This window comes from Stenotrophomonas sp. NPDC047960, assembly GCF_043204395.1.
In the GTDB taxonomy this organism is placed as follows: Bacteria; Pseudomonadota; Gammaproteobacteria; order Xanthomonadales; family Xanthomonadaceae; genus Stenotrophomonas.
In genome coordinates this window covers 318,886-343,126 of the sequence record NZ_JBIDBX010000005.1, presented here as the reverse complement: position 1 = coordinate 343,126, position 24,241 = coordinate 318,886, and the positions used below count along the sequence as shown (strand labels likewise).

The window sequence follows — 24,241 nt, the reverse complement described above, 5'->3', positions numbered from 1 at the left end:
TGTACTCCGTTTGACAGGACGCACGGAATGCTCGACCGCAGCCAGGATCTGGAACGCATTGCGCTGATCGACGCGCTCAACGTGATGGATCCGGCCTTGGGGCGCTCGCTGGACCCGGTCACCGAGCTGGCGGCGTTTACTTTTGGCACCGCCATCGCACTGATTTCCATCGTCGACGCTGACTCGCAGCGCTTCATTTCCCGGGTGGGGCTGTCGCTGGAACGCACCGACCGCCACCACTCGATCTGCTCGTGCGCGCTGCAGTCCAGCGGCATCCTGCAGATCGAAGACCTGCGCCAGGACCCCCGCTTCCACGACAACCCGCTGGTAGCCGGCCCGGAGCAGATGCGCTTCTACGCTGGCGCGCCGCTGGTGACCCGCAACGGCATCGCGCTGGGCACCCTGTGCCTGATGGACCGCACCCCGCGCGTGCTGACCGCCGACGAGCAGCGCCAGCTGCAGACCCTGGCGCGGATTGTGGTGAACCAGATGGAGCTGAAGATGTCGCTGGGGCGGCGCGAGCCGATCAGCGGGCTGCCCAACCGCCAGCAGTTCCAGGCCGACCTGAGCGTGCTTGGCCGCCAGGACGGCGGCATCTCGTTCACCGGCGTGTTGTTGGATGTGTTCGACCTGCAGAGCGCCAACGACGCCGGCCAGGCGCTGGGACTCAAACCGGTGGAATCGCTGCTGCGGCAGGCCTCGCTGCGCGTGCAGGAAGTGCTGGGTGAAGATGTGCAGGTGTACCACGTGGCTTCCACCCGGTTTGCATTCGTGCTGCGCGACCACGCGCATGCGCAGGTGGAGGCGCTGATGAAGCGGCTGCATGAGCGCATGCGGCGGCCGCTGATGGTGGGCAGCATTCCGATGTCGCCGCAGTTCCATGCCGGGCTGTGCGATTTCCGCGCCGACCCGGAGGAAGCCGGCGACCTGGTGCGCAAATGCATGGTGGCACTGAACCACGCACTGCAGACCGACGCCTGCCTGTGCTGGTACTCGGCAGACCGCGATGCGCACCTGCGCCGCCGCTACCGGCTCGCCTCCGATGCGGCGCGCGGGCTGGCGCAGGAGCAATTCAGCCTGGTCTACCAGCCGCGCTACGACCTGCGCGATGGCCAGCCGGTGTCCGCCGAAGCGCTGCTGCGCTGGACCCATCCGATGCTGGGACCGATCACGCCGGGCGAGTTCATTCCCGTGCTCGAGTGCACGGCGCTGATGCCCGCGCTCAGCCAATGGGTGATCGAGCACGCGTTCGCGCAGGCAGCGCGGTGGCAGCAGCAGCTGCCCGGATTCACGCTGTCGATCAACCTGTCCCCGCGCGATTTTGACAATGCCAACCTGTGGACCGGCATGGCCGAGCGTCTGCAGGCCAACGGGCTGGTACCCTCGCAGATTGAAGTGGAAATCACTGAAGGCCAGTGGCTGCACAGTCACCCCGCCGCCCTGCCCCAGCTGCGCGCGATGGCCGCCGCCGGCGTGCGTATCGCCATCGACGACTTCGGCAGTGGCTACAGCAACTTCGGGTACCTGAGCGAAGTACCGATCAGCCACATCAAGGTCGACCAGAGCCTGGTCACCGGCCTGGCACGTTCGCGTACCGCACGGTTGAAGGTGGAAGCCATCATCCGGCTTGCCCAGCAGCTGGGCTACCGCACCGTGGCCGAGGGTGTTGAGCATGAGTCCGAGCTGTCGCTGCTGCGGCTGTGGGACTGCCATGAGGCGCAGGGTTACTACCTGGCGCGGCCAATGAGTGCCGAAGCCGTCACTCAGTTGGTGCTGGCGTGTCGCGCGGGGCCGCCGAGCGATATCGCCAGCGACTAGGCCGCCTTCCGGTTGTGATAATGGCGGCATTCCACTGCCTGGTGCTTCTCATGTCCAACCTTGCCCCCCTGCCCGTCCTTGCCCCGGGCCACTACCGCCATTTCAAGGGCGGCAATTATCGAGTGATCGACGTCGTGCGCCACAGCGAGACCCTGCTGCCGATGGTGCTGTATCGCCCGCTGGACGAGGACTTGGGACTGTGGGTGCGGCCGTATGACATGTTCACCGCGCAGGTCGAGGTGGACGGCGTGTTGCGGCCACGTTTCGCGTTGGTGGACGAGGGCTGAGAGGACGCAATCGCTGCCGCCTGGACGAAAAAAAGCGCCCCGAGGGGCGCTTCTTACTACGCGGCCAAGGCCATGGGTTCAAGGTGTCGCGGTCACACCTTGGGCTGAAGCATCGGCCACGATGAACGGGTCGCGCCCGGCATCGGCGTAGGCGCCGCAGCTGGCGTCGCCCGGTGCCACCGGGTCGCACGGCCACACCGCGCGCGGCACGGTATCGCGCGGCTCGAAGCGCTCGCCATTCCAGACCGCGAAGCCCAAGTGCAACCGGCCCCATTCGCCGTAGCTGCGCGGCTCGGGTTTCTCGGAGGCGCCGACGTCCACATACCAGCGCATCGCCGGGCCAAACTGAAGTTTGCCCGCATCCAGCTGCACGCGCGCGCCGTCGGCGCCATAACGCTTCCGGTCGGCGTCCGACAGCAACGGCTCTGCCGGCAGCGCCTGCTGGGTGATGTCCACCGGCGCCGCGCCCGCGCTCACGCGGTAGACGCGCTGCTGCACCACTCCCTCGCGGCAGCTTCCGGCCGGCAGGCGCACGGTCTTGGCCGGCTCGGCGTCGGGGCTGCGGTTGTCGGCACACGCGAACGGGCCGGACACCAGGTACACCGTGCTGGACGGATCAGCGCCTTCGAACGAACGCACCCAGACATCGCCCTGCACCGACAGGAAGTCCGGGCGCAGCCCGTAACCGGGCACCGCCTTGAACCAGCCCTTCTGCCCGACCTGGCGCTCGCGCCAGGCGCGCGGCAGCAGCAGCTGCTGCTCCGGAATGGCCACCAGCAACGCCGAAAGGTGCGGCGGCAGCGTGCCTTGGCAGGCACCGATCAGCAGGTCCTCCTGGGTGGCCAGGCGCGCTGCCAGGTCGTTCGGACAACGCGCACCGAGCTGTCGCTCGATCTGGTTGTTGTCATTGGCGAGCATGGGGATAACCAGCGGCCGTGGCGCGACGGGTACCGGTTCGGAAGAAGCTTCTGGTCCGGCTGACGGACTGCTCACCGACGGTGTTTCCATCGATGCAGCTGCAGCTGAGGCCGCCGCCTCCACGGAATCAGAAGGGACCACAGGACGTTGCGCCGCCGCAGCAGAGACAGGGGCCGCCACGGCGGGCGCGGGATCGACTGTGGCTGCATCATCAACCTTTTCAATCGCAGCGGAAGGCTCTCGACTCACCGGTTCAACCGGCTCAACCGGCCGAGGCTCAATACCCGGCGTCACAGTCGCTGGCAGATTGACCAAGACAGGCGTAGAAGCTGTCTTCGCCTCCTGATCGCCCATTGGCGCGGCTGTTGCGGTCGCATTGACGGGGCTGGCGCCTAATGCTGCCTCATTAACCGCCGATGCCGCGCCCACAGCCTCGGACGCCGACTGAGCTTGCGCGGCGCAAGTCGCAAGCGGCAACAGCAGCAGGAGGGGTACCGAATAGCTAACAGCCGAGCAACGGCAGCGAACTGAATTCCTTCGCATCATGTCGTCCTTGAACTAATAGATGAATTGTCGAAGCCAGGTCCAATCCATAACGATTCAGAGCTGAGGCACATCATCCAGATCTGTAGCTCTGGCTTTCAGCGTTTACCAGAGCATTATGCCCGCACACATCAACGGAATGGCTTGAACTCAGACAAGCTGCAGGCGGAGTAGACAACGCTGCACTGCTGCCCCCCCTGGGCACTGCGGCATTGCTGAAGCGCGAGATCCTTGGCCTGCTCGTCGGTCTCGGCATGGGCCGCGATGGACGTACCGGCCCCGGACTTCAAGCTGTCCGACGTTGCATCCGCAATCGCCGCACACTGGTTGAAATAGGTCAACCTGGTCTTGCACGCTCTACCGCCGAGTCGCTTGCACTCAGCGGTCGCCGCTGCAATCGCCTGCCGCTTTGACTTCATTGCAACGGATGCGCCCGTCGCGAGGCTGGTCGGATCTTCAGAGATTGCACCCCACCTTGTCTCCCACTTCCCAGTCGCGACCGGGCCTTGGGAATCACTGCCACCTGAGGAAGGGATGGGCGCGCATCCGCCTACTCCCTGACCTCCCACGGGATACTGCCCCGGAGGACAGCGTCCCTCGGCAGAAGCCATGAACGGAACACAAGCCAAGCTCATCAATACGATCAGCACTCGAATCACGGACGACTCCTACTCATGTTCAAAAAGCTGTAACAGCAAGATCAACGTGTGTCGGCATTTCCCATCCGACCCGTGATGGGGGCGCCAGACTCCTGGGAAACCTGCGAAACAGTTCGCCCAGAGTGGGCCTGCGGACTAACGTCGCCACCGGCGTCGACATTCTTCGTCTGCTGCGGCGTATACGAACCCGGCGGCTGGCCTTGCGGACCGGGCTGTGCTGCCGGCGAACCACCTATCTGGGAATATGCCATGAAGCTGCCCAGGGTACCCTGGAAGAACATCGCGGCCATTGGGGGCGCAGTCAGAATCAGTGTCGTGAGGATCAAGCCCATGCCGCCCTGCTGCATGGCCTGGCTGGTCATGCCGTCGCTCATCGCGTCTTTCAGGAAGAAGCTGTTGATCAACGACGAGGTCCAGAATGCGGCCGAAACACGTATGACCATGTCCAGCGCGATCGATACCATCGCCGACAGCACCGCCATCGAGAACATCGTGCCTATGCCGTAGAACAGCCACTTCTGGAAGAACTGCTTGGTCTGGTCAAACAGTAGACACAATATGAAAAGGGGTCCGAAGCCGATGAACAGCGCAATGGCGACCTGATAGAGCAGCAGCATCGCGCCAGCGGTCACCGCCGGGCCGCCGGTTCCGATGCCGATGAACCACATGGCACGCGTCTTTTCTTCGCGGAGGCCGCCATCGTCCAGCACCTTGATCGCATCGATACTGGACAACGCCACCTGCATCCAAGCCAGGCTCTTGTCGATCTGATCTTCAGCGGTGCCGCCCTCGCCGGTTACAACTCGGGTGATCAGGCCGCCGACATCCTTGGTCAGGAAATTGCTGACGCTGCTGCCAAACATCGCCATCGAGGTCGCAACGCTGATGATCAGCGCCGCACGGGCCATGTTGGTGACCAGCACCATCATCGAATCGCGGCTCTGGCCGGTGACGATGCGGTAGCCCTGGATCAGCACCCACAGCGTCATCAGGATCAGGGCGATGCCACCTACCCAGGCCATCATCCGGCCCATCATCTCGATGCCGAAGTCGTTGATGCGATCGCGCAGGTAATCAAGAATCAGTTTGAAGAAGACGAAATCACCGATCGACTGGACACGCACCGCGTAGCCCAGCAGATCCTGCAATCCGCCTGAGAAATCAAAAACGTTGGCAATCGACCTGATCGACATTTCCACAATCCCTTGGTGATGCTGCTACTGCATTGGGTCCGGCAGTACCTTGCCGGCCCGCTGTACCTGCGTGGGTGCTTACTTGACGCTGAGTGCGCCCTTCAACGCGGCGGTCTTGACCAGGTCGCCGATGATGTTCTTGGTGGTATCGCCCTTCAGCGCGTTCTGGGCCACCACCTTCTGGTTGGCCTCCATCACTTCGATGTAGGCATCGTAGGAGCGCATCCGCGACTGCCAGATCTGTGCCTGGACGGCCAGATCATTGGCCATGCGCAGCGATTCGCTGTCAGTGCCCTGCACGTTGCCCTGGTTGTTGTTCAGGATGCGCAGCTTGAAGATGCGGTTGAGCGAGGACTCCATCTTCGGCACCGAGTAGGTCATGAACATCACCGCTTCGTTGTACTTGCGGTTCTGCATCATGCGGATGTTCACGCAGATCTGGGTCTGCTGCTCCTTGAAGTCGGCCTGCGGATTGAACACGAAGGTCTTGAACAGCCCCATGGGGCTGAAGTCTGTCGATCCCCCGCAGGATTCCCGCACCAGATAGTTCTCGCCTACCGGGGTCAGCTCAACGCCCTGGGGCATACCGAAGTCGTTAAGCACTGCCTGCACCTCCACCAGCGCCTGCGCATACTGCTGCAGGGTGCGGATCCAGCGGGTGCGCTGTTCCACATACTCGGCCGCGTCCTGCGCCTTGGAGGCGTAGGCGGTGATCTCAGCCTTGTACGTGTTGATCTGGTTCATGATCTGCTGGTAGACGCTCGGGCCGACTTCGACCACGGGCATCGTGTAGGCCGGTGCGGGCGCGTTGCACATCAGCACGGTCACCAGCGACAAGGCCGCCAGGCGGAAGCTGAAATGACTGCGGCGCGTCTTCTTCGGGTTCATAGCGGTATCCATATTTTTCTCCATCGAATGCGGGCATTGCCACTCCCTGATCGGCCGGGGGACCGTCAGGCAACGGCGTCCTGTCGTGTCCCGGCGGGCTTTCCAGAGCCCTTGCGCTTCCTGTAGAACTCACTGAGCCACTGGTCCGGGGTGAGGTCGGCCTGCGATACCTTCTCGCGCTGGGCGGCGTCGAGCAGGACGCGGTGCATCACGTCGATATTGTCGGTGGAGGCCGAAATCACCGACAGGATGTCATCCATGCCACGCAGGTTGAGCTGGCACACGCTGGCAGCGTGGCCCTGCTTGACCAGGAAGCAGCGTGAGCGCTCATCCAGGGCGGTGACGACCTTGAACTCGGACTCGGTCAGCTTCAGGCCGTCGATGTAATCCGCACGGCTGGCATTGGGGTTGGGCAGCAGGATCAGCGTGGCGGTCTGCTCGATCAACGCCGCGGCGATGTCGCTCTTGAGCGCATCTTCGGGGCTCTGGGTGGCGAAGATGCCCATGCCGTTCTGCTTTCGGATGGTCTTCTGCTTGTTCTTGGCGAATTCCTTCAGGCCGCCCTCGCCGTCCAGGATCTTCCAGAATTCGTCCATCACGTAGATCAGCGGGCGGCCGTCGATCAGCGATTCCAGGCGGTGCAGCAGGTAGTTGATGACCGGCACGCGCACTTCGGGGTTGTCGATGATGTCGGTGTAGTCGAAGCCGATGATGTTGGCGCGGCTCAGGTCCACGGTGTCCACCGGGTTGTCGAACACCCAGCCCAGCGAGTTGCCCGAGGTCCACTTGCGCAGGCGCGCATACAGGCCATCGTCGCCCATGTTGGGCAGGCTCTTCTGGAAGTTGGTCATGCTGCGCAGGTGCATGGGGGTGTCGAGCATGTTCTCGACACCGCGGAAGATGTCCTCTTCCTCGCGGGCGCTGTACTCGTGCTTGTTGGCCAGCACCTTGATCAGGTCGGCCAGGAACTGCACGTTGGCTTCGTTGTTCTCGCACTGGAACGGGTTGAAGCCGGTGGCCTGGCCGTTCTCCAGCGCCAGGTAGTTACCGCCGCAGGCGCGCACGAAGATCTCCGCACCACGGTCCTTGTCGAAGAAGAAGATGGTCGGCGACGGGTCGTACTTCTGCACCTGGCTGAGCAGGAAGTTGATCAGCGCCGTCTTACCGGTACCGGACTTGCCGATCACCATGGTATTGGCGATGGCCTTTTCGCCCAGCGAGTTCTCCGACGGGTGGGTGGCGTGGAAGTTGAAGTAGTACGGCTGGCCGTTGGTGGTCTGCAGCGTGGTCACGCAGTCGCCCCACGGGTTGTTGTGCTGCTTGCCGGTGGCGAAATTGTGCAGCGGCGACAGGCCCAGGAAGTTGAGCGAGCTGATGTTGGCCAGGCGGGTGCGGTAGCGCCAGTTGGCCGGGAACTGCGAGTAGAACGAGGCGGTGACGGCCAGGTCTTCCTTGGTCGAGACGAACCCGGCATTGGACAGCTCGGCGCGGGTGGTGGCGATGTTCTGCGAGAGCTTCTCCTGGCTATCGGCGTAGACGGCCATGATGAAGTGGTACTCGCCCAGCACGAAGTTGCCGGAGGACAGCTGGTCCATCGCCTGGTCGAGCTCGACGATCTGGCTGACTGCCTTGTCACCGGAGGAGATCATCATGCCCTTGGTACGGTCCAGCACCTTGAGTGCGTCCTGGCGCCCCATCGGGCTGAACGAATGGGTGATGACGTACTCGAAGTCGAGGTACTTCAGGCCGTTGAGCACACCCGGATAGGTGCCCTCGGCATATTCCTTGATGTTGAGGATGGCGCCGAAGTGATTGACGCCGTTGGGCGTGCTGATCACGAAATCACCGGTCTTGGCCGAGAACATGTGGCGGCTGATCGGCAGGTAGTCCTTGACCGGCGCGGACAACACCGGCACCGGCTCGTCGACCCGGTTGAGCAGGTAGCCGAAGAATTCCAGGGTCTCGGAGAAGACCATGCCGTTCTTGGCTTCGTACATGCCCATGCGGTACGGCGAGTAATCGCGGATGACCGCTTCCACATTCCCGGCCATTTCCAGCAGCTTGGCCACGGACTGGTCCTGCTCGGCCTGCAGCTGGGTGATGCTGGAGGACTTGTCCATGAAGCGCTTACCGGACACGACCGGGCGGTAGATCATGGTCAGGTACAGCTCGTTCTGCATGATACGCTGCGAGGACAGCATGCCCATGTACTGGTCGGACACGTCCTGGTTGAAGCGCTGGCTGAACTTGCTGCTGCCCTTGAGCTGGCGGCGACGGCGGACGTCGTGCACCCAGAAGGCGACATTGACGAAATCCGGCGCGCGCAGGGTCTGCAGCAGTCGATTGAAAGTGTTGTGGCGGTGCTCGAGCTCCCAATCCTCACGACCCACGAACGGCAGTCCTTCCAGGTGCCAGGTCAGCAGGAAATCTCCACCCGTGGTCTTGACGACCGTCGGCGCCACGTGGGACGACAGGGGAATGAATTCGCTGATCGAGGTATCGGGACTGAACATGAGCGCTTCCAATGGGTGCTGCGGGGATGGTGCGGTGCCTGCACCGGGCAGGCGATGTGATCGCCTGCCCGGCCTGTAGCGTGCCGTGGTCAGGCCGACGGCGGCGGCTTGTCGCGGTAATGGTTGGGCGTGAACACCCACATCCCGTCGTGCTGCTGCAGGTTGCGCGCGCGGAACTTGAACTGCAGGCGCAACCCGATCAGGCGGAAGATCATTTCATCGCGCTTGGCCATGTGACGCAGGATGAAGATGGCAATCGGGATGGTGATCAACAACCGCATGTCGATGTACATGCTCAACAGCAACAAGCCGCCTGCGACCAGGAAGAACGGGACGTATGGCACGCCCAGGAACATCGCTGGCCGCGTGCAGCCACGGAACAGGACGTTCTTATGCACTGTAGTACTGGACGGCATTCATGATGGCGGCGGTGGCGCTGCCCGAGCAGGAGCTGGCATTGCCGTCGCCGAGCAGCATCTTGGCGATCTGGCCGGCCGCGCCGATCAGCAGACCACCAATCAGGATCGGGGCGACGTCGCCGATGCGCTTGTGGGCGAAGGCGATCTGGTAGCCGGCAAAGATGACCGCGATGGTAACCACGGCGATCGAGGCGATGTTCAGCAGGCCGTTGATGTTGTCGAAGAAGCCGCAGACCTTCTTGTCGGTGCCGCCGAAGTTGGTCTGGGCGAACACGTCCGGCACGAAGACCGCGGCAACGAAGGCAACGGCCATCAGGACGGTCTTCAGCGAGCGCTGGGCGTTGGCGATATCGAGATTGTTACGCTTCATGGTGGGTTTTCCTTGTGGATGGTCTAACACGACTGGATCGGTCCTTCAGAACACGAAGGCTTCATCCCCAGCGGGGATGTTCTGTACCGGCACCGCCTGGGCAGGCATCGCCTGCGCGGGCAGTGCCACCGGGGCATTGCGTTCACTCCATGCGCGCACCACCACCGGGCCGGCGTTGTTGTTCGCCGGCAGGGGCTGCGGTGCGACCGGTTGCGGGACGGGCGGCGGCGCGGACATCTGCGTGGCCTGTGGCTGCGGCATCACCTGGTCCATGGCACCCATGACCACGCGCGACAGCGCCGCGTCGGCGGTGCGGACCAGGCCACCGCGCACCATCGCGCCGGTGGAGGGGTACACCTCGTAGGCACGCGCCGGATCCACTGGCACGGCGGCCTGCGCGTAACTGGGCGCCAGCGCCTGCATCGCCTGCACGCGGGCTTCGGCCACGCCCTGGGGCTGGCCACTGAACTGCGGGTGGTGGGCGACATCGACCACACGGCGCTGGGCACGGCTGACCACGTCGATCGGCGCGGCACCGTTGGCGGCAACCATGCTGCCGCGCTGGCGCGCAATGGATGCGAACACTTTCTGCACGTAACCGTGCCGGAAGCCGGTGGTGAAGTTCCCCGAGTAATAGCAGCTGAAGGACTTGCCCCAATCCTTGCCCGAGCGGCCATAGCACTCGGCCAGGATGCGTGAGGCGGCCTGCAGGTTCGGGCATTGCTGGAAGGCCTTCTCGTACGAGTCCAGCCCGTACTTGGCCAGGTTGTAGCGGTTGACCTGGGCCAGGCCCACCGAGAAGTTGTAGCCCTTCTCTTCCAGCATGCGGACCGTGGCCAGGGCCTCGTCCAGCTGCTTGGGCTGGCGCACCAGCGCGCCGCCGACCACGCCGATCGCGTAGGGGTTGCGCGAGGATTCAACGTTGATCACGTGCTGCATCACGTCCATGGACACCGCCATTTCCGGACACACCATCGCTTCAAGACCGGGCAGCATCAGGCGTCACTCCCCGCAGCCAATGCACGTTCGGGGCTGAAATCGATGCCGGTGATGTAACGGCTTCCAGCATGCGCCTTGATGTGCACGACCACGTCGATGGTCATCTTCAGCAGGCGCTTGATCACCGAGAACTCGAGGCCGGAGCCTTCGGCCGAGGCTTTCACCATCAGGCCCAGCTGGTCCCAGGTCTGTTCCGGGCTGCCGGCGTGGCAGCTGGTGATCGAGCCGGGGTGGCCGGAGGCGCAGTTGCGGATGAAGTAGAACGCCTCATCGCCACGCAGCTCGGCCAGGATGATGCGGTCCGGCTTCATGCGCAGGCACGCTTCCATGCAGCTCTTGGCGGTGACGTTGCTGGCGCTCTGCCCGCCCTTGGAATACAGCAGGTGCACGACATTGGGCTGGCTGATGAACAGCTCGCGCGCATCTTCGATGGTCACCAACCGCTCGTTGGCCGGGATGTGGTTGACCAGCGACTTCATGAAGGTGGTCTTGCCGCTGCCGGTGGCACCGGACACCACGATGTTCTTGCGGTACTGCACGGCCTTGCGGAAGAACTCGGCGTAATCTCGGTTCTGGCGCAGCGCCAGCAGTTCCTGGTCCTGGTCGCTCAGCGTGTGGCCCTGCTCCAGGATCTGGTTGAAGAACCCATCGGTCTGGTACTGCTCCAGGGTCTTGGTGTGCTTGGACGGCAGACGGATGGTGATCGACACCTTGCCGGCGTCGCACGCCGGCGGGATGACGAACTGGGCGCGCTGGCCGGTCGGGAAGGTCAGCGACACCACCGGATCGACGTCGGTGATGCGCTGGCCGGTGTTGCTTTCGTTGACCACGGCGGTACAGAACTGACGCGCACGCTCGAAGGTCAGCGAGGGCACTTCCACACGCTGCCATCCGTCGCGGGTTTCCAGGTACACCTCGCCAGGACGGTTGATGCAGATTTCCGTCACGTCTGGCGATGTCATGTACTGGTGGATTCCCAGGACCTCGTACTGGTACCTGAGGAACTCACTGGAAACGTCGGCTACAGGGGCCACTTCGGCGTCCATGTTCTGTCCAGGCGGTCAGCGGCGGCGCGGCAGCACGTCGCTGAAATCGACGTCCTTGGCCACGTAGACACTGACCACGGTGCCTTGGTTGATGGTGACGGTGGGCGGGCGACGCTCGCTCAACGCTTCGTTGGCCAGGCGCTCCATGCTCCGCGCGGTCGCGCTTTCATAGGGCGACTGCACGGCAAAGCCATTGCTGGCGACGGTGGTCGTTTCCGGGCCGTGTTCGGCCGCTGCGTACTTGAAGGCGTCCGCAATCAGGCTGATCATCAATGCCGATGCGATACGGCTGCCCCAGTGGGCGCTGTAGTCACCCGGATGTCCGGCGCCACCGAGCTGGTCGATGCCCGGGCTGGACATGGCCACATCGATGCCGTTGGGCGTGGTGATGCGATCCCAGATCACTTCCACGCGCTGGCCGGTCGGACCGCCGCCGTAGGCACCGTAGATCTTCGAGCCCTTCGGCAGCAGCAGGCTGCGGCCGTTGATCGAATACACCGGCTCGGTCAGCAGGCACGAGGTGAAGCCTGCAACGTCGGTGATGATGCGGGTTTCCAGAACGCAGCGCAGGTAGGTGCCGCGTACGAGCAGGGCGTCGGGGCTGCGGATGAAGGCAGCACTGGAGACGTCTTCGACATCGGGACCGCGGCGGACCTTGGCCGGCGCCGGCTGCTGCGCGCCCGGGAGCTGCGCCATCATGGCACGGGTGTACTCATCATCCGGGCGACCGCCAAAACCGCTCTGTGCCTCGGCACCACCTGATCCACCCGTGCCGCCCACGCCATTCCCGGACGCCATGCGACGATCCAGCAGCGAGGGCTGGCGCGGTTCGTTGGACATGCCCACGTCATTGGGGATGGCCGGCGGCGTGCGATACGGATTGTCCTGCTCCGGAGGCGGCAGCGGGGGCAGCATCTCGATCGGCTGGGCGTCGGCCACCGGGGCCTGGGGCATCACCGGCGGCGCGGTCGGCAGTTCCGGGGTGGACACGCGGGCCTGCTCGTTGACCTTCGCCGGGCCGTCCTGATCGTCGCTGCTCTTGCGCAGCAACAGGAAGCCCATGGCGATGATCAGCACCAGGATGCCGCCCAGGAAGGCCAGCGCCTTGCGGTTCAGGCGCTGTTCCTCGGCCGACCGCAGCCGGGGCGCGGCGGCATCGAGATTGGGATTGTTGTCGGCCACGTTCTGCCCGTAGTACGGGTTGCTCGGCGCGCCGCCGTCGTCGCCGTTGTTCGGCTCGTTCTCGGGTGTGTTGTGCTGGCTCATTTCTTCACGTTCCTTCGCAGACCAACGACGTTGTCACCGTGACGGATGACCAGGTAGGGATAGGTGCCATGCACGATGAGGGAATTGCCTTCCACCGTCGTGTTGACCACGAAATCCTCACCGTATTCGCTCTCTCGACCGAATACCGCCGGAAAAATTCCCGTCTTGTACTCCGGAGACGCCGGCAGTTTCAGGTAGGTGAAACGTCCATCATCGTAGGCGTTGACCGGAATCAGCCAGCCCATCTTCTTCGCGCGCCGGGTGGAGTACGAGTAATCGAAGTTGTACTGGCGGTCCTTGGCCAGCTCCGAGCTGAGCAGCGGCTTGACCTCTTCATCCACGGCCTGCTGGGCCGTGCCGAACTCGGTATCGCTGGGGTAGCTGAAGGCGATCTTGTACTGCACGCCAGCACGGCGCGCCTGTTCGAGCTGGCGCCAGTCGGTAGCCACCACCTTCAGTTCGAAGATGTAGGAATGGGTCTCCGTGCGCACCATCATGTTGGTGTCAACGTCGACATTCTTCGGCTTGAGGTAGAACACGTTCTCGCGCCGGGTCAGCTCCCAGCCACTGCTGAAGCCGGTGCTGTAATCCAGGATCTTCTCGTTGGGGCTGAGTTCGATCTGGGTGGTCAGACCCAGGCCGGTACGCACCGGATAGATGCGGTCCTGCTCGTATTCGTAGTGGTCGACCACCTGGGCCTTCGCAGGCGCGGAGACCAGAGACACCATCGGCGCCAAGGCCAATGCGGCCCACCAAAATTTGCTACTACTCATCGGTTGCTTGCTCCCTCAGCAGTTCCGGTGGAAACGTTCTGTGCCGGCACGGTGGCCGGTTGCCGCGGCGCGACTTGTCCTGGTATCGCCTGGCCGGGCACGGCCTGCCCGGGCATCTGCTGCATCGGCTGCCCGGGAACCTGTCCCGGAACGGCCTGGCCCGGCACCGTCATCTGGCCCGGAACCTGCTGGCCCGGCACCATCATCTGACCAGGTACTGCCTGGGCCGGAACCGCGACCGGCTGGCCGGTAGCCGGATCAATCATGGTGGCGGCGGCCGGATTGTTCGGGTCGTACACCGGACCTGCCGCTGCCGCCTGGGCCGCCTGCGCCGCCGCAGCCTGGTTCGCCTGCCTGGCCAGGTCGGCATCGTCGGGGGCCGGCACGCCACGGGCATAGTCGTTGTCGACGCGGTACTCGGTGACCTGGAAGGCCAGCGGGTTGAGGATGCGATCCTGTTCGCTCAACGCCAGATCGGTCCGGTAGTCAAAGCGCATCGTGACCAGTTTGTTGTCCAGGAACTGCGTGGTGCCGGTGGTCTTGTCGAGCAGGCTGCGCTGGATCCGCACCGAGGCACCGCGGAAGCTGCCATTGCCTTCCACCGCGAGCGGCGTGATGCTCAGAATCTTGATCCGGATCGCCTTGTTGGTGCCGTAGACGTACACCGGGTTCTGCGGATTGTTGTTCGCATAGCGCTGGCGCTGGGTAGCGGCGACCGGCTCGGAGGACATGGTGAACACCAGGTCCCAGTCACGCAGGCCCATCACCGCCGAATCGAACGACTCACGCGCCATCACATACTGGGCGACGTTGCTGCGGTTGATGGCTTCGTTGGCGGTGATCGATTCGGCGCCGAAATTGCCGCTCAGCCTGGCCACCGTAGCGTTGCCGGTGTAGGCATCGGCCATCACCAGGAACGGCACCTTCTCCTTCAGCGGCAGCATGTAGTAATAGCCGCCGGCCAACGCCAGCGACATCACCAGCGAACCGGTCGCCACCCACCAGGCACGACGCTCGCTGCGGCGGGCCATATCGGCAACGGTCAACTCGTAGCTCACCGCTTTGGCGACTGCCTGGTCGACCTTGGGGGTATTGCCTGTGTCCTTCTTTCGGAACATGGGGTTATCCGTACTGCTGGAACATCAAGGGGGCGCGGGACTCAGCTGCCGCTGGACCCGTCGACACTGCCGGCGGCAGCGGTCGGCGAAGAAGCGGAGGCGGACTGCACGACGATCTGGTTGCCAACGATGGACACGGACACACCCTGCCCTGCATACGCGGCAGTGAGGTCGATCATGGCCTGTTGCGGATTGGTGGTGCCGATCGTGGAAACCGCCCCATACAGCGTGTAATCGGAGCTGATGCGGTAATCCAGCGTCATCCCCGAATCCTTGGCCCAGCGCTCGAGCATGGTCTTCAAGGTCCCGTCCATGGGCGAGGCCTGGTACACGTAGCTGGTGTACAGCGGTATTTCCATGGTGGTGCTGGCGAAGCGGTTCACCGGCTTCCAGCGACCGCCGAAATCCGGTGCCGGCGGCGTGGCGCAGCCAGCGAGCAGCAACACGGCAACAGCGGTAGCGGCGCTGATGGATCCCTTTGACAGAAACGCTTGCTTCATACGGACTTCCCTATGACGTACGGAATTGCGGCTTTAACCCGGAAAAAACGGCAATGCTTCGGCGCATCCCGGCCTGGTGGCAGGCTGGATGTGGCGACGTTGGATGCAAGCAGCAACACCGTTCACCGGTGCAACCGGGCCCCCGCCCCGTCTGGTGTGTGAACGCCCCGAACGCCTGTCCGGCCCCTGCGCCCGCACACCCAACCCGAGAAAAGCCATCCCTGTTCCTCTTGACTACTCCAATGCATGTCTTCCAGCACTGGTCTACACAACAAATTCATGACGTACAGAACGTCCATCACAAATACGATGCCACACATCCGCGTCAAATCAACGTCAAAAGCGACAATTTTTTAACGTCGACGGAGTCTTTTTTTGACGCGCGTCACATCCGTTCACACACAACGGTTACAGATCCAGCAGTGGCACCGACGTCTTCGGCAGCAGACGCGACGTGAAATAGCGGTCCTGGTAATACTTGATCTTGTCGCACTTCACCGGATGCGGAATGCCTTCGTAGAGGAACACTTCGTGGTCGCTGCCCATTGCCTTGAGCTCCTGCGGCAGCATCAAAGCGCGCCGCTCCTCAGTGAAGCTGTGGGTCTTCTCTCGGGCGTGGGTGACGTTCTTCCTGCGCACGGTGGTGTAACCGAGCATCTCCGAATAGTCGTTGGCGTCCTGCTGCTCACGGGGCGCGTAGAGGATCTGCAGCGCGTGGTTGGTGATGATGGTGCGTGAAACGTCCTTGCCGTACGTGGCGTCCAGCTGGGCCATGCTCTGGATGATGGGCAGCAGGCGCACGTTGTAGCCGGCCATGTAGGACACCGCAGAGGCGATGATGTCCACCTTGCCAATGGCGGTGAATTCGTCCATCAACAGCAGGCACTGGTACTTCAGGTCCGGATTGGACTTGGGCAGTTCCTTGGTGTTGAGGTTGATGATCTGGCTGAAGAAGAGGTTGATGATCAGTCGGCTTTCGGCCAGCTTGTTGGGCTGGATGCCGATGTAGATGGTCATCTTCTTCTTGCGCAGGTCCGTCAGCAGGAAATCGTTGGCGCTGGTGGCCTTGTCCAGTACCGGGTTGATCCAGGCGTTCAGCGGCTCCTTGAACGTGCCCATGATCGAGGCGAAGGTTTCATCGGCCTGCGACAGCAGGTTCGCAAATGCAGAACGCGCGTTGCCACTCAGGAACTTCTGCTCGGACAGTGCCTTGAGGTACTTCTTCAGGTCGCTGCCATCACCGGTGGACAGGCGGAACACCGCGCCCAGCGTCGGCGTGCCGGCTCCGCCCGGGAACCCCTGGCGGCGCTCGTCGTCCCAGTTCTCGAACAGGTACAGGGTGAAGGCCATGAACGCATTGCGGGCCTGGCTGATCCAGAACTTCTGCTCGTCCGAGCCATCCGGGTACAGCATCGCGGCGATGCTCATCAACTCGGAGACCCGGAAGGCCTGGTCGTCAGAGACGTAGCTGAGCGGGTTCCAGCGATGAGTGCGCCGGTCTTCGGCAAACGGATTGAACAGGAACACCTCGTGGCCCTGGCTGGCACGCCAGCCACTGGTGAGGTCGAAGTTTTCCTGCTTGATGTCCAGCACCACCACCGACTCGCCGTACTCGAGCAGATTGGGAATGACCACGCCCACGCCCTTGCCGGAGCGGGTGGGTGCGGCCAGGATCACGAACTGCTGGCCGCTCAGGCGCACCAGCTTGCCGCCGAAGCTGCCGACCACGATGCCGTTGTCGGTCTTCTTGAACAGACCGTGCTTGGCCAGATCGGCGGCAGCGGCAAAGCGGGCATCGCCGTGCAGCGATTTCTTCTTGGGTTTCACCACGAAGAACAGCGCGACCAGGCAGGCCGCGACCGGCAGACCGAACCCGACCACACCGGCGGCTTTGATCTTGGTCAGGTACGGCGCAACCGCCGGCTGATCCATTGCCTGGACGTATTGGTAATACGTATTCCACTTGAACAGCCCGGTATCCAGGCCGAGGAACAGCAGCGTGAGGTAGCCGGCAAGGCAGTAGCCAACAAGTGCGGTCAAGAGGATGACAACAGCGGTGACAACGATCTTCTGCGTGGACAAACCAATCCTCCATGACGCGCCCCAAGGCGCTGCGTCTAGCGCCGGCGCCTGCGTGGCACCGTGCGCGTGTCTTTCTCTTCTTCGCACAACTGCGACCAGTGCGAGTGCGCTTGATCAAGCGACACCACATCGGTCAGCCGCGCGCCGTCGGATGTGAAAACGGCGAAGCCAAACACATCGGCCGGACTGTACACCGGCGAACATGTCAGAGCCACCCGCTGAAACCTGCCATCAACCCGCAACGCATGAGGGAATTTCACCATCACGCATGCTCCCTCGGCTTGATGCCAATGCGCGCATGCTAATGCACGTTCGAGACGATGCCAATCGGAAATTACTTACAATACAGCTGTGAATACACATGTATTCGCCACAATGGTGTGCTGGGTGGGACAATGGAACGGGATCGCATTCATCACGCTGCTATAGCCCTTGTTGGTAGTGCGTGCGACCTTCACGCCGTACTGCGGTCAACTGCTGGCGCCGCCGTTGCGGCGCGTACGATACGTGCACCCACTGACCGAATTCTTCAATGAGCTGGTCGAACGGCAACTCCAGCGCGACGATCCGCTGCGCCAGCGCCATCGAGGTCATGCCGTGCACGCGGATGTCGGCCGCCTGGCCCTTGCGATGCTGGCTGTCTGCTACGCCGCCCACTGCGCGGTTGACCGCGGCCGAGCGGAACCCGGACGTGATGTACACCGGCTTCCCCAGTGCATCGCGCAACGGTTGCAGCACGTGTACGGCCAGTGCGAGCAACGCGGCACGCTCTGTGCGATTGGCCACGTTCGGCAAACCGGTGGACGTGACGGTCATTTCTTCGAGGGTGAAGTTCGGCGTCAGTTGCATCCGCACTCACTCGCGGTGATCTGCCGATAGCGTGCACGCGCCCGGCCAGCGCACCGTGAAGATGGCGTGAAGACGATGCGACGGCTTCCATGTCTCCGGCACACACGGTGCCGCGAAATCGACCACAGCTTTCCAGTGGTACATCCTCAGCTTCAGGCTTATGTTGCGTCGCAGCAGTACAATGGCGGACCACGTTCTCCGCCCTTCCGATCCAATGAGCCCCACTCCCCTCCCTATGGCCGCGCGGCTGTCTCCCCGCCAGCGGACGCTGATCATCCTGGCACTGTCGCTGGGCGGCTTCGCCATTGGCACCAGTGAATTCGCCAGCATGGGTCTGATGCTGGAAATCAGCCGTGGGCTGTCGATCGGCGAAACCCAGGTCGGCCACCTTATCAGTGCTTACGCGATCGGCGTGGTGGTGGGTGCCCCATTGCTGGCCTTCGCCGGTGCCGGCTATGCCCGGCGCACGCTGCTGCTGGGCCTGATGGGCTTCTATGCCGTCGGCAACCTGGCCAGCGCACTGGCACCGGATTACACGACGATGCTGATCGCACGCTTCGTCGCCGGCCTGCCGCATGGCGCCTACTTTGGCGTGGCGATGCTGGTGGCGGCGGCGATCAGCCCGCCCGCGCAGCGCGGTGCGGCGGTGTCGAAGGTCCTGCTGGGCCTGTCGATCGCGATCCTGGTGGGCAACCCGCTCACGACCTGGCTGGGCCAGCAGTCAAGCTGGCGGACCGCCTTCGCGCTGGTCAGCGTGCTCGCCATCGCCACGGTGGTGATGATCGCGCGCTTCCTGGTGCCCGATCCGGATGAGGTGCGCACCTCGCCAATGCGTGAGCTGCGCGCCTTCAACCGCCCGCAGGTGTGGCTTGCGCTGGCAATCGGTTCGGTCGGGTTTGCCGGCATGTTCTGCGTGTTCACCTACCTTGCGCCGACCCTGGTACAGGTAACCGGCCTGGCCGAATCGTGGATGCCGGTGGCCGTGGGCATCTTCGGCGTCGGCGCGATCATCGGCAACGTCGCGGGTGGCTGGCTGGTGGACCGCTTCCAGTTCCGCGCCGCCGCGGTGGTGTTGCTGTGGTCGATCGTGGTGCTGCTGGCCTACCCGCTGGCGGCCAACTCGGTGTGGACGATCTTCCCGATGATCGTCGCCGTGGGCACGATGGGCGCCCTGGCCGCCGTGCTGCAGACCCGCCTGATGGACGTCGCCGGTGAGGCGCAGACGCTCGCCGCTGCGTCCAACCACGCCGCGTTCAATACGGCCAATGCACTTGGCCCGTGGTTCGGCGGCATGGCCATTGGCGCCGGCTTCAGCCCGGCCGTGACCGGCTATGTGGGCGCGGCCACCGCACTGGGCGGCCTGCTGCTGTGGGGCGTGGCGGTGCTGGTGGAGCGGCAGTCGCGCACGAATGAGGCCGTGGCCTGCCAGCGCTGATCAGCCCGAGGCGGCCGCGCTGAAGGACCCCGCCCCTGCTCGGTTTTTCTGCTGGGATTTTTCTATCATGGCGGGCCTGGTTTCCCGCTGATGTACCGATGACGCATTACTGGTCCCCTTCCCCCTGGGGCCGACGCCTCTCGCGCTCGCCACACTGGCAACTGCGCCGGATGGATGACCGCTTCGAGCTGACAGTGGATGCACAGCGGTACTCGCTGGCCGTTGCCGCGTCGCAGGCCTGGCGCGTGCAGCGCGGGCCGCTCTGGGCCACGCTGTGGTTCGCTACCGAGGATGGCGACCTCCGGCTCGGCGGGCTTCCCGATGCACAGGCGCGCAAACTGCAAGCGCTGTGGTCGGCAAGCGTGCACGTCCGTCGGCTGGATCAACGGCTTGAAGAAGCCAACGAGGCCTTGGCCCAAGTGCGCGCATGGCTGACCGAGGCCGATGCGCTGCTCCAACAGGCCGATGCCGGACACTGCTGGCTTACGCTGGAACAGCAGCAGACGGTTCTGCGGCGCCGCCCCACCCTGCCACTGGATGAAGATGCGCTGTGGGCCGTGTTTGACGACCCTACGCTGCGCCCGCAGCTGGACGGCACTGCAGCGGAGGTCGAGGACGACCTGCTGCGCTGGGCCGGTGACTGGGAAGCACGGTTCGCATCACATAATGAGGCGCACCTGCAGCACGCGCGCAGCGAAGCTGCCGAGCTGCTGGCCCGTGTCGAGCGCCGGCCATTGAGCGGGGAACAGGCGCGTGCGGTGCTGTGCTTTGACAGCCGCGTGCTGGTGGTGGCCGCGGCCGGATCAGGCAAGACCTCGACAATGGTCGCCAAGGCCGCCTATGCGGTCGAGCGCGGCCTGATGGCACCGGACCAGATCGTGATGCTGGCCTTCAACAAGGGAGCGGCCAGCGAGCTGCAGCAGCGCACCGCCGCTGCATTCGCGCGGTTGGGCCTGCGCGCCGACGACGTCACAGCCTGCACGTTCCATGCCCTCGGCCGGCAGATCATCGGCAAGGTGACCGGGCGCATGCCCGAGGTACCGTCCTGGGCGGTGGATGCTGCGCAGGGGTTCAACCACCTGGCCGACATCATCGACCGGCTCAAGGACCGCTCGCTGCACTTCCGCACGCAGTGGGACATGTTCCGGCTGGTCTTCGCCCGCGACCTGCCACCGCGCGGTGAGACCGCGCCTGCGGACGGCTGGGACACGGAGGGCAACCGCTACGTGCGCACGCTGCGCGGCGAGCGGGTGGGCAACATCGAAGAATGCGTGATCGCCGACTGGCTGTTCTACAACGGCGTGGACTACACCTACGAACCCCACCCGTTGCTGGATACGGCCACCGATACCTGGCAGCCGGGCTGCGCGGATTTCTTCTATCCGGGCACGACGCTGTACCACGTGCACCGGATGGACGATGCCCCCGGTGTACATGCACGTGGCAGTGACGCGGTACGACTGGAAACCACCGCCGCCCAGCTGCGCAGCGGTGAGCTGTTCGACGCACTCAGCGACGCGCTGACCGCGCACGACCTTGCGCTGGATCCCAACCCGGACCGTGAACTCCCCGAAGACGGTGCCCGCCCGATGCCGGACAGCGAGCTGATCGGCCTGCTGCGCACTTTCATCAGCCACGCCAAGAGCAACGGGCTTTCCATGGCGGACTTGGCCGAGCGGCTGCGCCGGTTGCCGGAAGACCGTTTCAAGCACCGCTACCGGCTGTTCCTTGAACTGGCCACGCCGGTCCTGCATGCCTGGGACGACGCGCTCGCGGCCGAGAACGCCATCGACTTTGAAGACATGCTCAACCAGGCCGCCGAATACCTGGAACAGGAGCGCTATCAGTCGCCCTACCTGCTGGTGATGGCCGATGAGTTCCAGGACGCCTCGCGCGCCCGGGCGCGCTTGTGCCGCGCACTGGTGCAGGCGCCGGGCCGGCACCTGTTCGCGGTGGGCGACGACTGGCAGTCGATCAACCGTTTCGCCGGCGCCGACGTGAGTGTGATGACGCGGTTTGACGACATCTTTGGGCCGTCGCAGGTGCTGCAGTTGGCACAGACGTTCCGCTGCCCGCAGGCGCTGTGCGATGCCTCCAGCCGCTTCATTTCCAGGAACCCGGCGCAGATCGCCAAGCAGGTCAGATCGTCCACGCCGGCGCAGGGTGCGGCATTGCAGGCGTTCCAGGTGTCCTCGCGCGACCGCCTGCAGGATGCGATCTATCAGTACCTGCAACGGTTGCAACAGCAGGTGCAGAGTGGCGCGATCGCGCCGGGGCCCAATGGGCGGCTGACGGTATTCGTGCTGGGCCGCTACAACGCCGAGCGCTCGTACCTGCCTGCGCACTGGACCTCACGTTTCGGTGCGGACCTGGAGCTGAGCTTCCTCACCGCGCATCGAGCCAAGGGCGCCGAGGCCGATATCTTGATCCTGCCGGCAATGCTCGAGCGCAGCTTCCCGAGCGCGCGCGCCGATGATCCGGTCCTGGGCCTGGCGATGCCGCACGCGGATACGTTCCCGTTGAGCGAGGAACGCCGCCTGTTCTACGTGGCGCTGACCCGCGCGCGCCGCTCGGTGGTGATGTTCACCGTACAGGGCAAGCGTTCCCCGTTCCTGGATGAGCTGGTCCACGACGACGCGGTAGCGGTCACCACGCTCAACGGCGAACCGATCCGCGAGCAGGCCTGCCCGGTGTGCGGTGGTGGAGTGATCGTGCAGCGCACCGGGCCCTATGGCGAGTTCGCCTCCTGTTCCAGCTACCCGCGCTGCCAATACAAGCCGAACGGCCGTTAGCGCGGTCGTCCAAGCACCTTGCTCGGTGGCATACCGACCAACTGCGTGACCATGTAGGAGAAGGCGCTGACGCTGCTGTATCCAAGGTCCATGGCAATCCGGCTCACCGAACAACCCTCAGCTGCCAATGCGAAAGCCCTTGAAAGCAACGCCTGCTTGCGCCAGTCCGAGAAGCTACATCCCATCTCCATCAGGAAGAGGCGGTTGATGGTGCTGATGCTGGCGCCGGCACGGGATGCAAGCTCGGCGAGGGGCTGATCCAACCTGGCGTCGGCCAGGAACGCCTCGCAGACGTGACGCAAGCGCTTTTCCTCTGGCATCAGGACGCCGAGCGCAACACGCCTCGCGCTGCGCAATTCGATCATCGCCAACCCGACCAGGCTGCCATACCGCTCCGATAGCAGCCCGCCACGTTCCTCTTCGCTGACCGCCTTTATCACTTCGCGAAGCAACGGCCCTACCTCAAGCACCTGGCACTCCTGCCAACTTCCTTGATCTGGTCGGCTACCGGGGTCAGCCAGCAGATGCACCGCGTGAAGCGTTGCGTCCTGGATCACGACCGACGCATGAAGGGTGTCGGGTGGAATCCAGACCGCCCGCCAAGGTGGCACGGTGAATGTCTTGCGATTGGCGTGCACACGAACGGTCCCGTGGTCCGAGAAGACCATCTGTGCCCATGGGTGCCGATGTGGCTGAACTTCAGTGTGCGCGGTGTGTGCACGCACTACGCATCTCATCGGAAAATCCCGACAGGGAGCAAACATGTCCCCTGATTGCGCTTCAACTCGACGTCTATTCGAGCTTCGGATTGACATGATTTCGACAACGAACGCGCCGTCCTGGAAAGCAAACGCTACCACAGCTCCCTATTCTCCTCCGGCGCACTGCATCCCGCTTTCAGCGATGAGAGGTGGATACGCGGATCGCGGCACCCCATGAGGAAGAACATCAATGCATTACGCAACATCCATTTCCGACCTGCAGCCAAATTGCACAGAGGAACCTGCACCAGCACCATTCACGTTCTCAATATGTGGCCACTCGGAACGCTGCAATGAGCTTATTGCACGTCGGGAACATCTACTGGTCGGCATCAGCCCGTTCAACTCCCGCTTCTCGACGGAATACGTTTCATCTCTACTGGCGTGGGCAAGTGCTGGATTTCGCCGTGTCGATGTACTGCTTCCGGACGAAGAGAGCGCCGCACTGCTTCTCATCGCCACTGGAGTATCCCAAACCAAAGCTCTTCGAAAGGCGCGCAAGGAGCTGAGGCGACATCGACGCTCTCTTGAGCACATCCTCGATGCCAGGGGCAATGCAACATCGCTTACCAGGATCATTGATTTCTCGGACTACTTCCACGACGAACGCTACCTGAAGATGAGATCGGCAGCGCAGAACGCCTTTGAGAACTGCCGGGCCTTCAGGGACGCCTGCCTGTGCATGTCCCGCCAGGCACTTGAACGACGGACGCAAACCACGGGCACTTGCATGCTGCTGTCCGCGGACGCAGACGTTCACCTCGCGTCATCCTACGTCCTCGCTGAAATGCCGTTCTATCTCTGCAGTGCGGAGCTGCTGGGCACCGATTGCTCGGTTCTCGCCTACCACCGTCCTTGGCCCATAGGTAACGCACTTCTTTCCGGCGAGTTCCCGTTGAGCGTGGATGGAAGGCAAGGGCACGGCATCGTTTCCGTCGGGGCAGCCATCGATCTGAAGCGCGTACATCGACTGAGCTGAGCCATGGCTCAACCGGCACATGTAATCGAAGGG

General features: G+C 63.6%; 22 protein-coding genes. 5 read left to right on the top strand and 17 right to left on the bottom strand.

All coding sequences use genetic code 11. The features are described from left to right. Nucleotides 1–27 precede the first annotated feature (27 nt). The gene (locus tag ACGFZ3_RS13300) at nt 28–1,818 is read left to right on the top strand and encodes a putative bifunctional diguanylate cyclase/phosphodiesterase (protein ID WP_392921810.1); all 1,791 of its coding nucleotides are present in this window, start codon (nt 28–30) and stop codon (nt 1,816–1,818) included. 50 nt (nt 1,819–1,868) lie between these two features. Next, nucleotides 1,869–2,105, top strand: a complete 237-nt coding sequence (locus ACGFZ3_RS13295; protein WP_392921807.1) for a DUF1653 domain-containing protein — start codon at nt 1,869–1,871, stop codon at nt 2,103–2,105. A 78-nt stretch (nt 2,106–2,183) separates the two neighbouring features. On the opposite strand, the gene ACGFZ3_RS13290 is transcribed toward ACGFZ3_RS13295, so the two are convergent. The 16 genes from ACGFZ3_RS13290 to ACGFZ3_RS13215 form a co-directional block, all read right to left on the bottom strand. Next, the gene (locus tag ACGFZ3_RS13290) at nt 2,184–3,023 is read right to left on the bottom strand and encodes a hypothetical protein (RefSeq protein ID WP_392921804.1); all 840 of its coding nucleotides are present in this window, start codon (nt 3,021–3,023) and stop codon (nt 2,184–2,186) included. Between the two features lie 674 nt (nt 3,024–3,697). Further along, nucleotides 3,698–4,177, bottom strand: a complete 480-nt coding sequence (locus ACGFZ3_RS13285) for a DUF4189 domain-containing protein (RefSeq protein WP_392922032.1) — start codon at nt 4,175–4,177, stop codon at nt 3,698–3,700. Nucleotides 4,178–4,266: 89 nt separating this feature from the next. Then, a complete protein-coding gene (locus ACGFZ3_RS13280) occupies nt 4,267–5,418 on the bottom strand; it encodes a type IV secretion system protein (protein WP_392921802.1) in 1,152 nt (383 codons plus the stop codon). Between the two features lie 78 nt (nt 5,419–5,496). After that, a complete protein-coding gene (locus ACGFZ3_RS13275) occupies nt 5,497–6,318 on the bottom strand; it encodes a hypothetical protein (protein ID WP_392921799.1) in 822 nt (273 codons plus the stop codon). A 53-nt stretch (nt 6,319–6,371) separates the two neighbouring features. Next, nucleotides 6,372–8,819 (bottom strand): VirB4 family type IV secretion/conjugal transfer ATPase, encoded by a 2,448-nt coding sequence (locus ACGFZ3_RS13270; protein ID WP_392921796.1) that lies wholly within the window; start codon nt 8,817–8,819, stop codon nt 6,372–6,374. Between the two features lie 89 nt (nt 8,820–8,908). Beyond that, complete coding sequence (locus tag ACGFZ3_RS13265) at nt 8,909–9,217, bottom strand: VirB3 family type IV secretion system protein (RefSeq protein ID WP_339449309.1); 309 nt, start codon at nt 9,215–9,217, stop codon at nt 8,909–8,911. Next, on the bottom strand, nt 9,210–9,608 hold the full coding sequence (locus ACGFZ3_RS13260) for a TrbC/VirB2 family protein (protein ID WP_392921792.1): 399 nt from the start codon (nt 9,606–9,608) through the stop codon (nt 9,210–9,212). The genes ACGFZ3_RS13265 and ACGFZ3_RS13260 overlap by 8 nt, the downstream gene beginning before the upstream one ends. 45 nt (nt 9,609–9,653) lie before the next feature. Next, complete coding sequence (locus ACGFZ3_RS13255; protein WP_392921790.1) at nt 9,654–10,604, bottom strand: lytic transglycosylase domain-containing protein; 951 nt, start codon at nt 10,602–10,604, stop codon at nt 9,654–9,656. Beyond that, nucleotides 10,604–11,653 (bottom strand): P-type DNA transfer ATPase VirB11, encoded by a 1,050-nt coding sequence (gene virB11 / locus ACGFZ3_RS13250; protein WP_392921787.1) that lies wholly within the window; start codon nt 11,651–11,653, stop codon nt 10,604–10,606. Before virB11 ends, ACGFZ3_RS13255 begins: the two co-directional genes overlap by 1 nt. 15 nt (nt 11,654–11,668) lie before the next feature. Next, nucleotides 11,669–12,919: a TrbI/VirB10 family protein gene (locus ACGFZ3_RS13245; RefSeq protein WP_392921785.1), complete on the bottom strand. Its 1,251-nt coding sequence runs from the start codon at nt 12,917–12,919 to the stop codon at nt 11,669–11,671. Continuing rightward, nucleotides 12,916–13,692, bottom strand: a complete 777-nt coding sequence (locus ACGFZ3_RS13240; protein ID WP_392921783.1) for a TrbG/VirB9 family P-type conjugative transfer protein — start codon at nt 13,690–13,692, stop codon at nt 12,916–12,918. Before ACGFZ3_RS13240 ends, ACGFZ3_RS13245 begins: the two co-directional genes overlap by 4 nt. Further along, entirely contained in the window at nt 13,689–14,810 is a 1,122-nt protein-coding gene (locus tag ACGFZ3_RS13235; protein ID WP_392921781.1) for a VirB8/TrbF family protein, read from the bottom strand. Before ACGFZ3_RS13235 ends, ACGFZ3_RS13240 begins: the two co-directional genes overlap by 4 nt. A gap of 41 nt (nt 14,811–14,851) precedes the next feature. Then, nucleotides 14,852–15,310, bottom strand: a complete 459-nt coding sequence (locus ACGFZ3_RS13230) for a hypothetical protein (RefSeq protein WP_392921778.1) — start codon at nt 15,308–15,310, stop codon at nt 14,852–14,854. A 408-nt stretch (nt 15,311–15,718) separates the two neighbouring features. Further along, nucleotides 15,719–17,377 (bottom strand): type IV secretory system conjugative DNA transfer family protein, encoded by a 1,659-nt coding sequence (locus ACGFZ3_RS13225; protein ID WP_392922029.1) that lies wholly within the window; start codon nt 17,375–17,377, stop codon nt 15,719–15,721. Between the two features lie 50 nt (nt 17,378–17,427). Beyond that, nucleotides 17,428–17,658 carry a hypothetical protein gene (locus ACGFZ3_RS13220; protein WP_392921775.1) on the bottom strand — a complete coding sequence of 77 codons (231 nt, stop codon included), beginning with the start codon at nt 17,656–17,658 and terminating at the stop codon, nt 17,428–17,430. Between the two features lie 157 nt (nt 17,659–17,815). After that, nucleotides 17,816–18,241, bottom strand: coding sequence for a D-Ala-D-Ala carboxypeptidase family metallohydrolase (locus ACGFZ3_RS13215; protein ID WP_392921773.1), 426 nt, complete (start codon nt 18,239–18,241; stop codon nt 17,816–17,818). 214 nt (nt 18,242–18,455) lie between these two features. Here ACGFZ3_RS13215 and ACGFZ3_RS13210 point away from each other — a divergent pair, with 214 nt between their 5' ends. Together ACGFZ3_RS13210 and ACGFZ3_RS13205 are read left to right on the top strand one after the other, a co-directional pair. Continuing rightward, nucleotides 18,456–19,676, top strand: coding sequence for an MFS transporter (locus tag ACGFZ3_RS13210; protein ID WP_392921770.1), 1,221 nt, complete (start codon nt 18,456–18,458; stop codon nt 19,674–19,676). 98 nt (nt 19,677–19,774) lie between these two features. Further along, the gene (locus ACGFZ3_RS13205) at nt 19,775–22,468 is read left to right on the top strand and encodes a UvrD-helicase domain-containing protein (protein WP_392921767.1); all 2,694 of its coding nucleotides are present in this window, start codon (nt 19,775–19,777) and stop codon (nt 22,466–22,468) included. Here ACGFZ3_RS13205 and ACGFZ3_RS13200 read toward each other — a convergent pair. Further along, the gene (locus ACGFZ3_RS13200; protein WP_392921764.1) at nt 22,465–23,205 is read right to left on the bottom strand and encodes an AraC family transcriptional regulator; all 741 of its coding nucleotides are present in this window, start codon (nt 23,203–23,205) and stop codon (nt 22,465–22,467) included. The two genes, ACGFZ3_RS13205 and ACGFZ3_RS13200, sit on opposite strands and share 4 nt — an antisense overlap. A gap of 214 nt (nt 23,206–23,419) precedes the next feature. Here ACGFZ3_RS13200 and ACGFZ3_RS13195 point away from each other — a divergent pair, with 214 nt between their 5' ends. Beyond that, complete coding sequence (locus ACGFZ3_RS13195; RefSeq protein WP_392921762.1) at nt 23,420–24,208, top strand: tRNA-dependent cyclodipeptide synthase; 789 nt, start codon at nt 23,420–23,422, stop codon at nt 24,206–24,208. The last annotated feature ends 33 nt before the right edge of the window (nt 24,209–24,241 follow it).

Excerpts from the sequence above, each read along its gene's own strand:
- ACGFZ3_RS13255 (WP_392921790.1), bottom strand. The coding sequence starts at position 10,604 with ATGCTGCCCGGTCTTGAAGCGATGGTGTGTCCGGAAATGGCGGTGTCC.
- ACGFZ3_RS13205 (WP_392921767.1), top strand. The coding sequence starts at position 19,775 with ATGACGCATTACTGGTCCCCTTCCCCCTGGGGCCGACGCCTCTCGCGC.
- ACGFZ3_RS13230 (WP_392921778.1), bottom strand. The coding sequence starts at position 15,310 with ATGAAGCAAGCGTTTCTGTCAAAGGGATCCATCAGCGCCGCTACCGCT.
- ACGFZ3_RS13240 (WP_392921783.1), bottom strand. The coding sequence starts at position 13,692 with ATGAGTAGTAGCAAATTTTGGTGGGCCGCATTGGCCTTGGCGCCGATG.
- ACGFZ3_RS13195 (WP_392921762.1), top strand. The coding sequence starts at position 23,420 with ATGCATTACGCAACATCCATTTCCGACCTGCAGCCAAATTGCACAGAG.
- ACGFZ3_RS13200 (WP_392921764.1), bottom strand. The coding sequence starts at position 23,205 with ATGAGATGCGTAGTGCGTGCACACACCGCGCACACTGAAGTTCAGCCA.
- ACGFZ3_RS13260 (WP_392921792.1), bottom strand. The coding sequence starts at position 9,608 with ATGAAGCGTAACAATCTCGATATCGCCAACGCCCAGCGCTCGCTGAAG.
- ACGFZ3_RS13235 (WP_392921781.1), bottom strand. The coding sequence starts at position 14,810 with ATGTTCCGAAAGAAGGACACAGGCAATACCCCCAAGGTCGACCAGGCA.
- ACGFZ3_RS13270 (WP_392921796.1), bottom strand. The coding sequence starts at position 8,819 with ATGTTCAGTCCCGATACCTCGATCAGCGAATTCATTCCCCTGTCGTCC.
- ACGFZ3_RS13275 (WP_392921799.1), bottom strand. The coding sequence starts at position 6,318 with ATGGATACCGCTATGAACCCGAAGAAGACGCGCCGCAGTCATTTCAGC.
- ACGFZ3_RS13215 (WP_392921773.1), bottom strand. The coding sequence starts at position 18,241 with ATGCAACTGACGCCGAACTTCACCCTCGAAGAAATGACCGTCACGTCC.
- ACGFZ3_RS13290 (WP_392921804.1), bottom strand. The coding sequence starts at position 3,023 with ATGCTCGCCAATGACAACAACCAGATCGAGCGACAGCTCGGTGCGCGT.
- virB11 (WP_392921787.1), bottom strand. The coding sequence starts at position 11,653 with ATGGACGCCGAAGTGGCCCCTGTAGCCGACGTTTCCAGTGAGTTCCTC.
- ACGFZ3_RS13300 (WP_392921810.1), top strand. The coding sequence starts at position 28 with ATGCTCGACCGCAGCCAGGATCTGGAACGCATTGCGCTGATCGACGCG.
- ACGFZ3_RS13245 (WP_392921785.1), bottom strand. The coding sequence starts at position 12,919 with ATGAGCCAGCACAACACACCCGAGAACGAGCCGAACAACGGCGACGAC.
- ACGFZ3_RS13280 (WP_392921802.1), bottom strand. The coding sequence starts at position 5,418 with ATGTCGATCAGGTCGATTGCCAACGTTTTTGATTTCTCAGGCGGATTG.
- ACGFZ3_RS13210 (WP_392921770.1), top strand. The coding sequence starts at position 18,456 with ATGAGCCCCACTCCCCTCCCTATGGCCGCGCGGCTGTCTCCCCGCCAG.
- ACGFZ3_RS13295 (WP_392921807.1), top strand. The coding sequence starts at position 1,869 with ATGTCCAACCTTGCCCCCCTGCCCGTCCTTGCCCCGGGCCACTACCGC.
- ACGFZ3_RS13285 (WP_392922032.1), bottom strand. The coding sequence starts at position 4,177 with ATGGCTTCTGCCGAGGGACGCTGTCCTCCGGGGCAGTATCCCGTGGGA.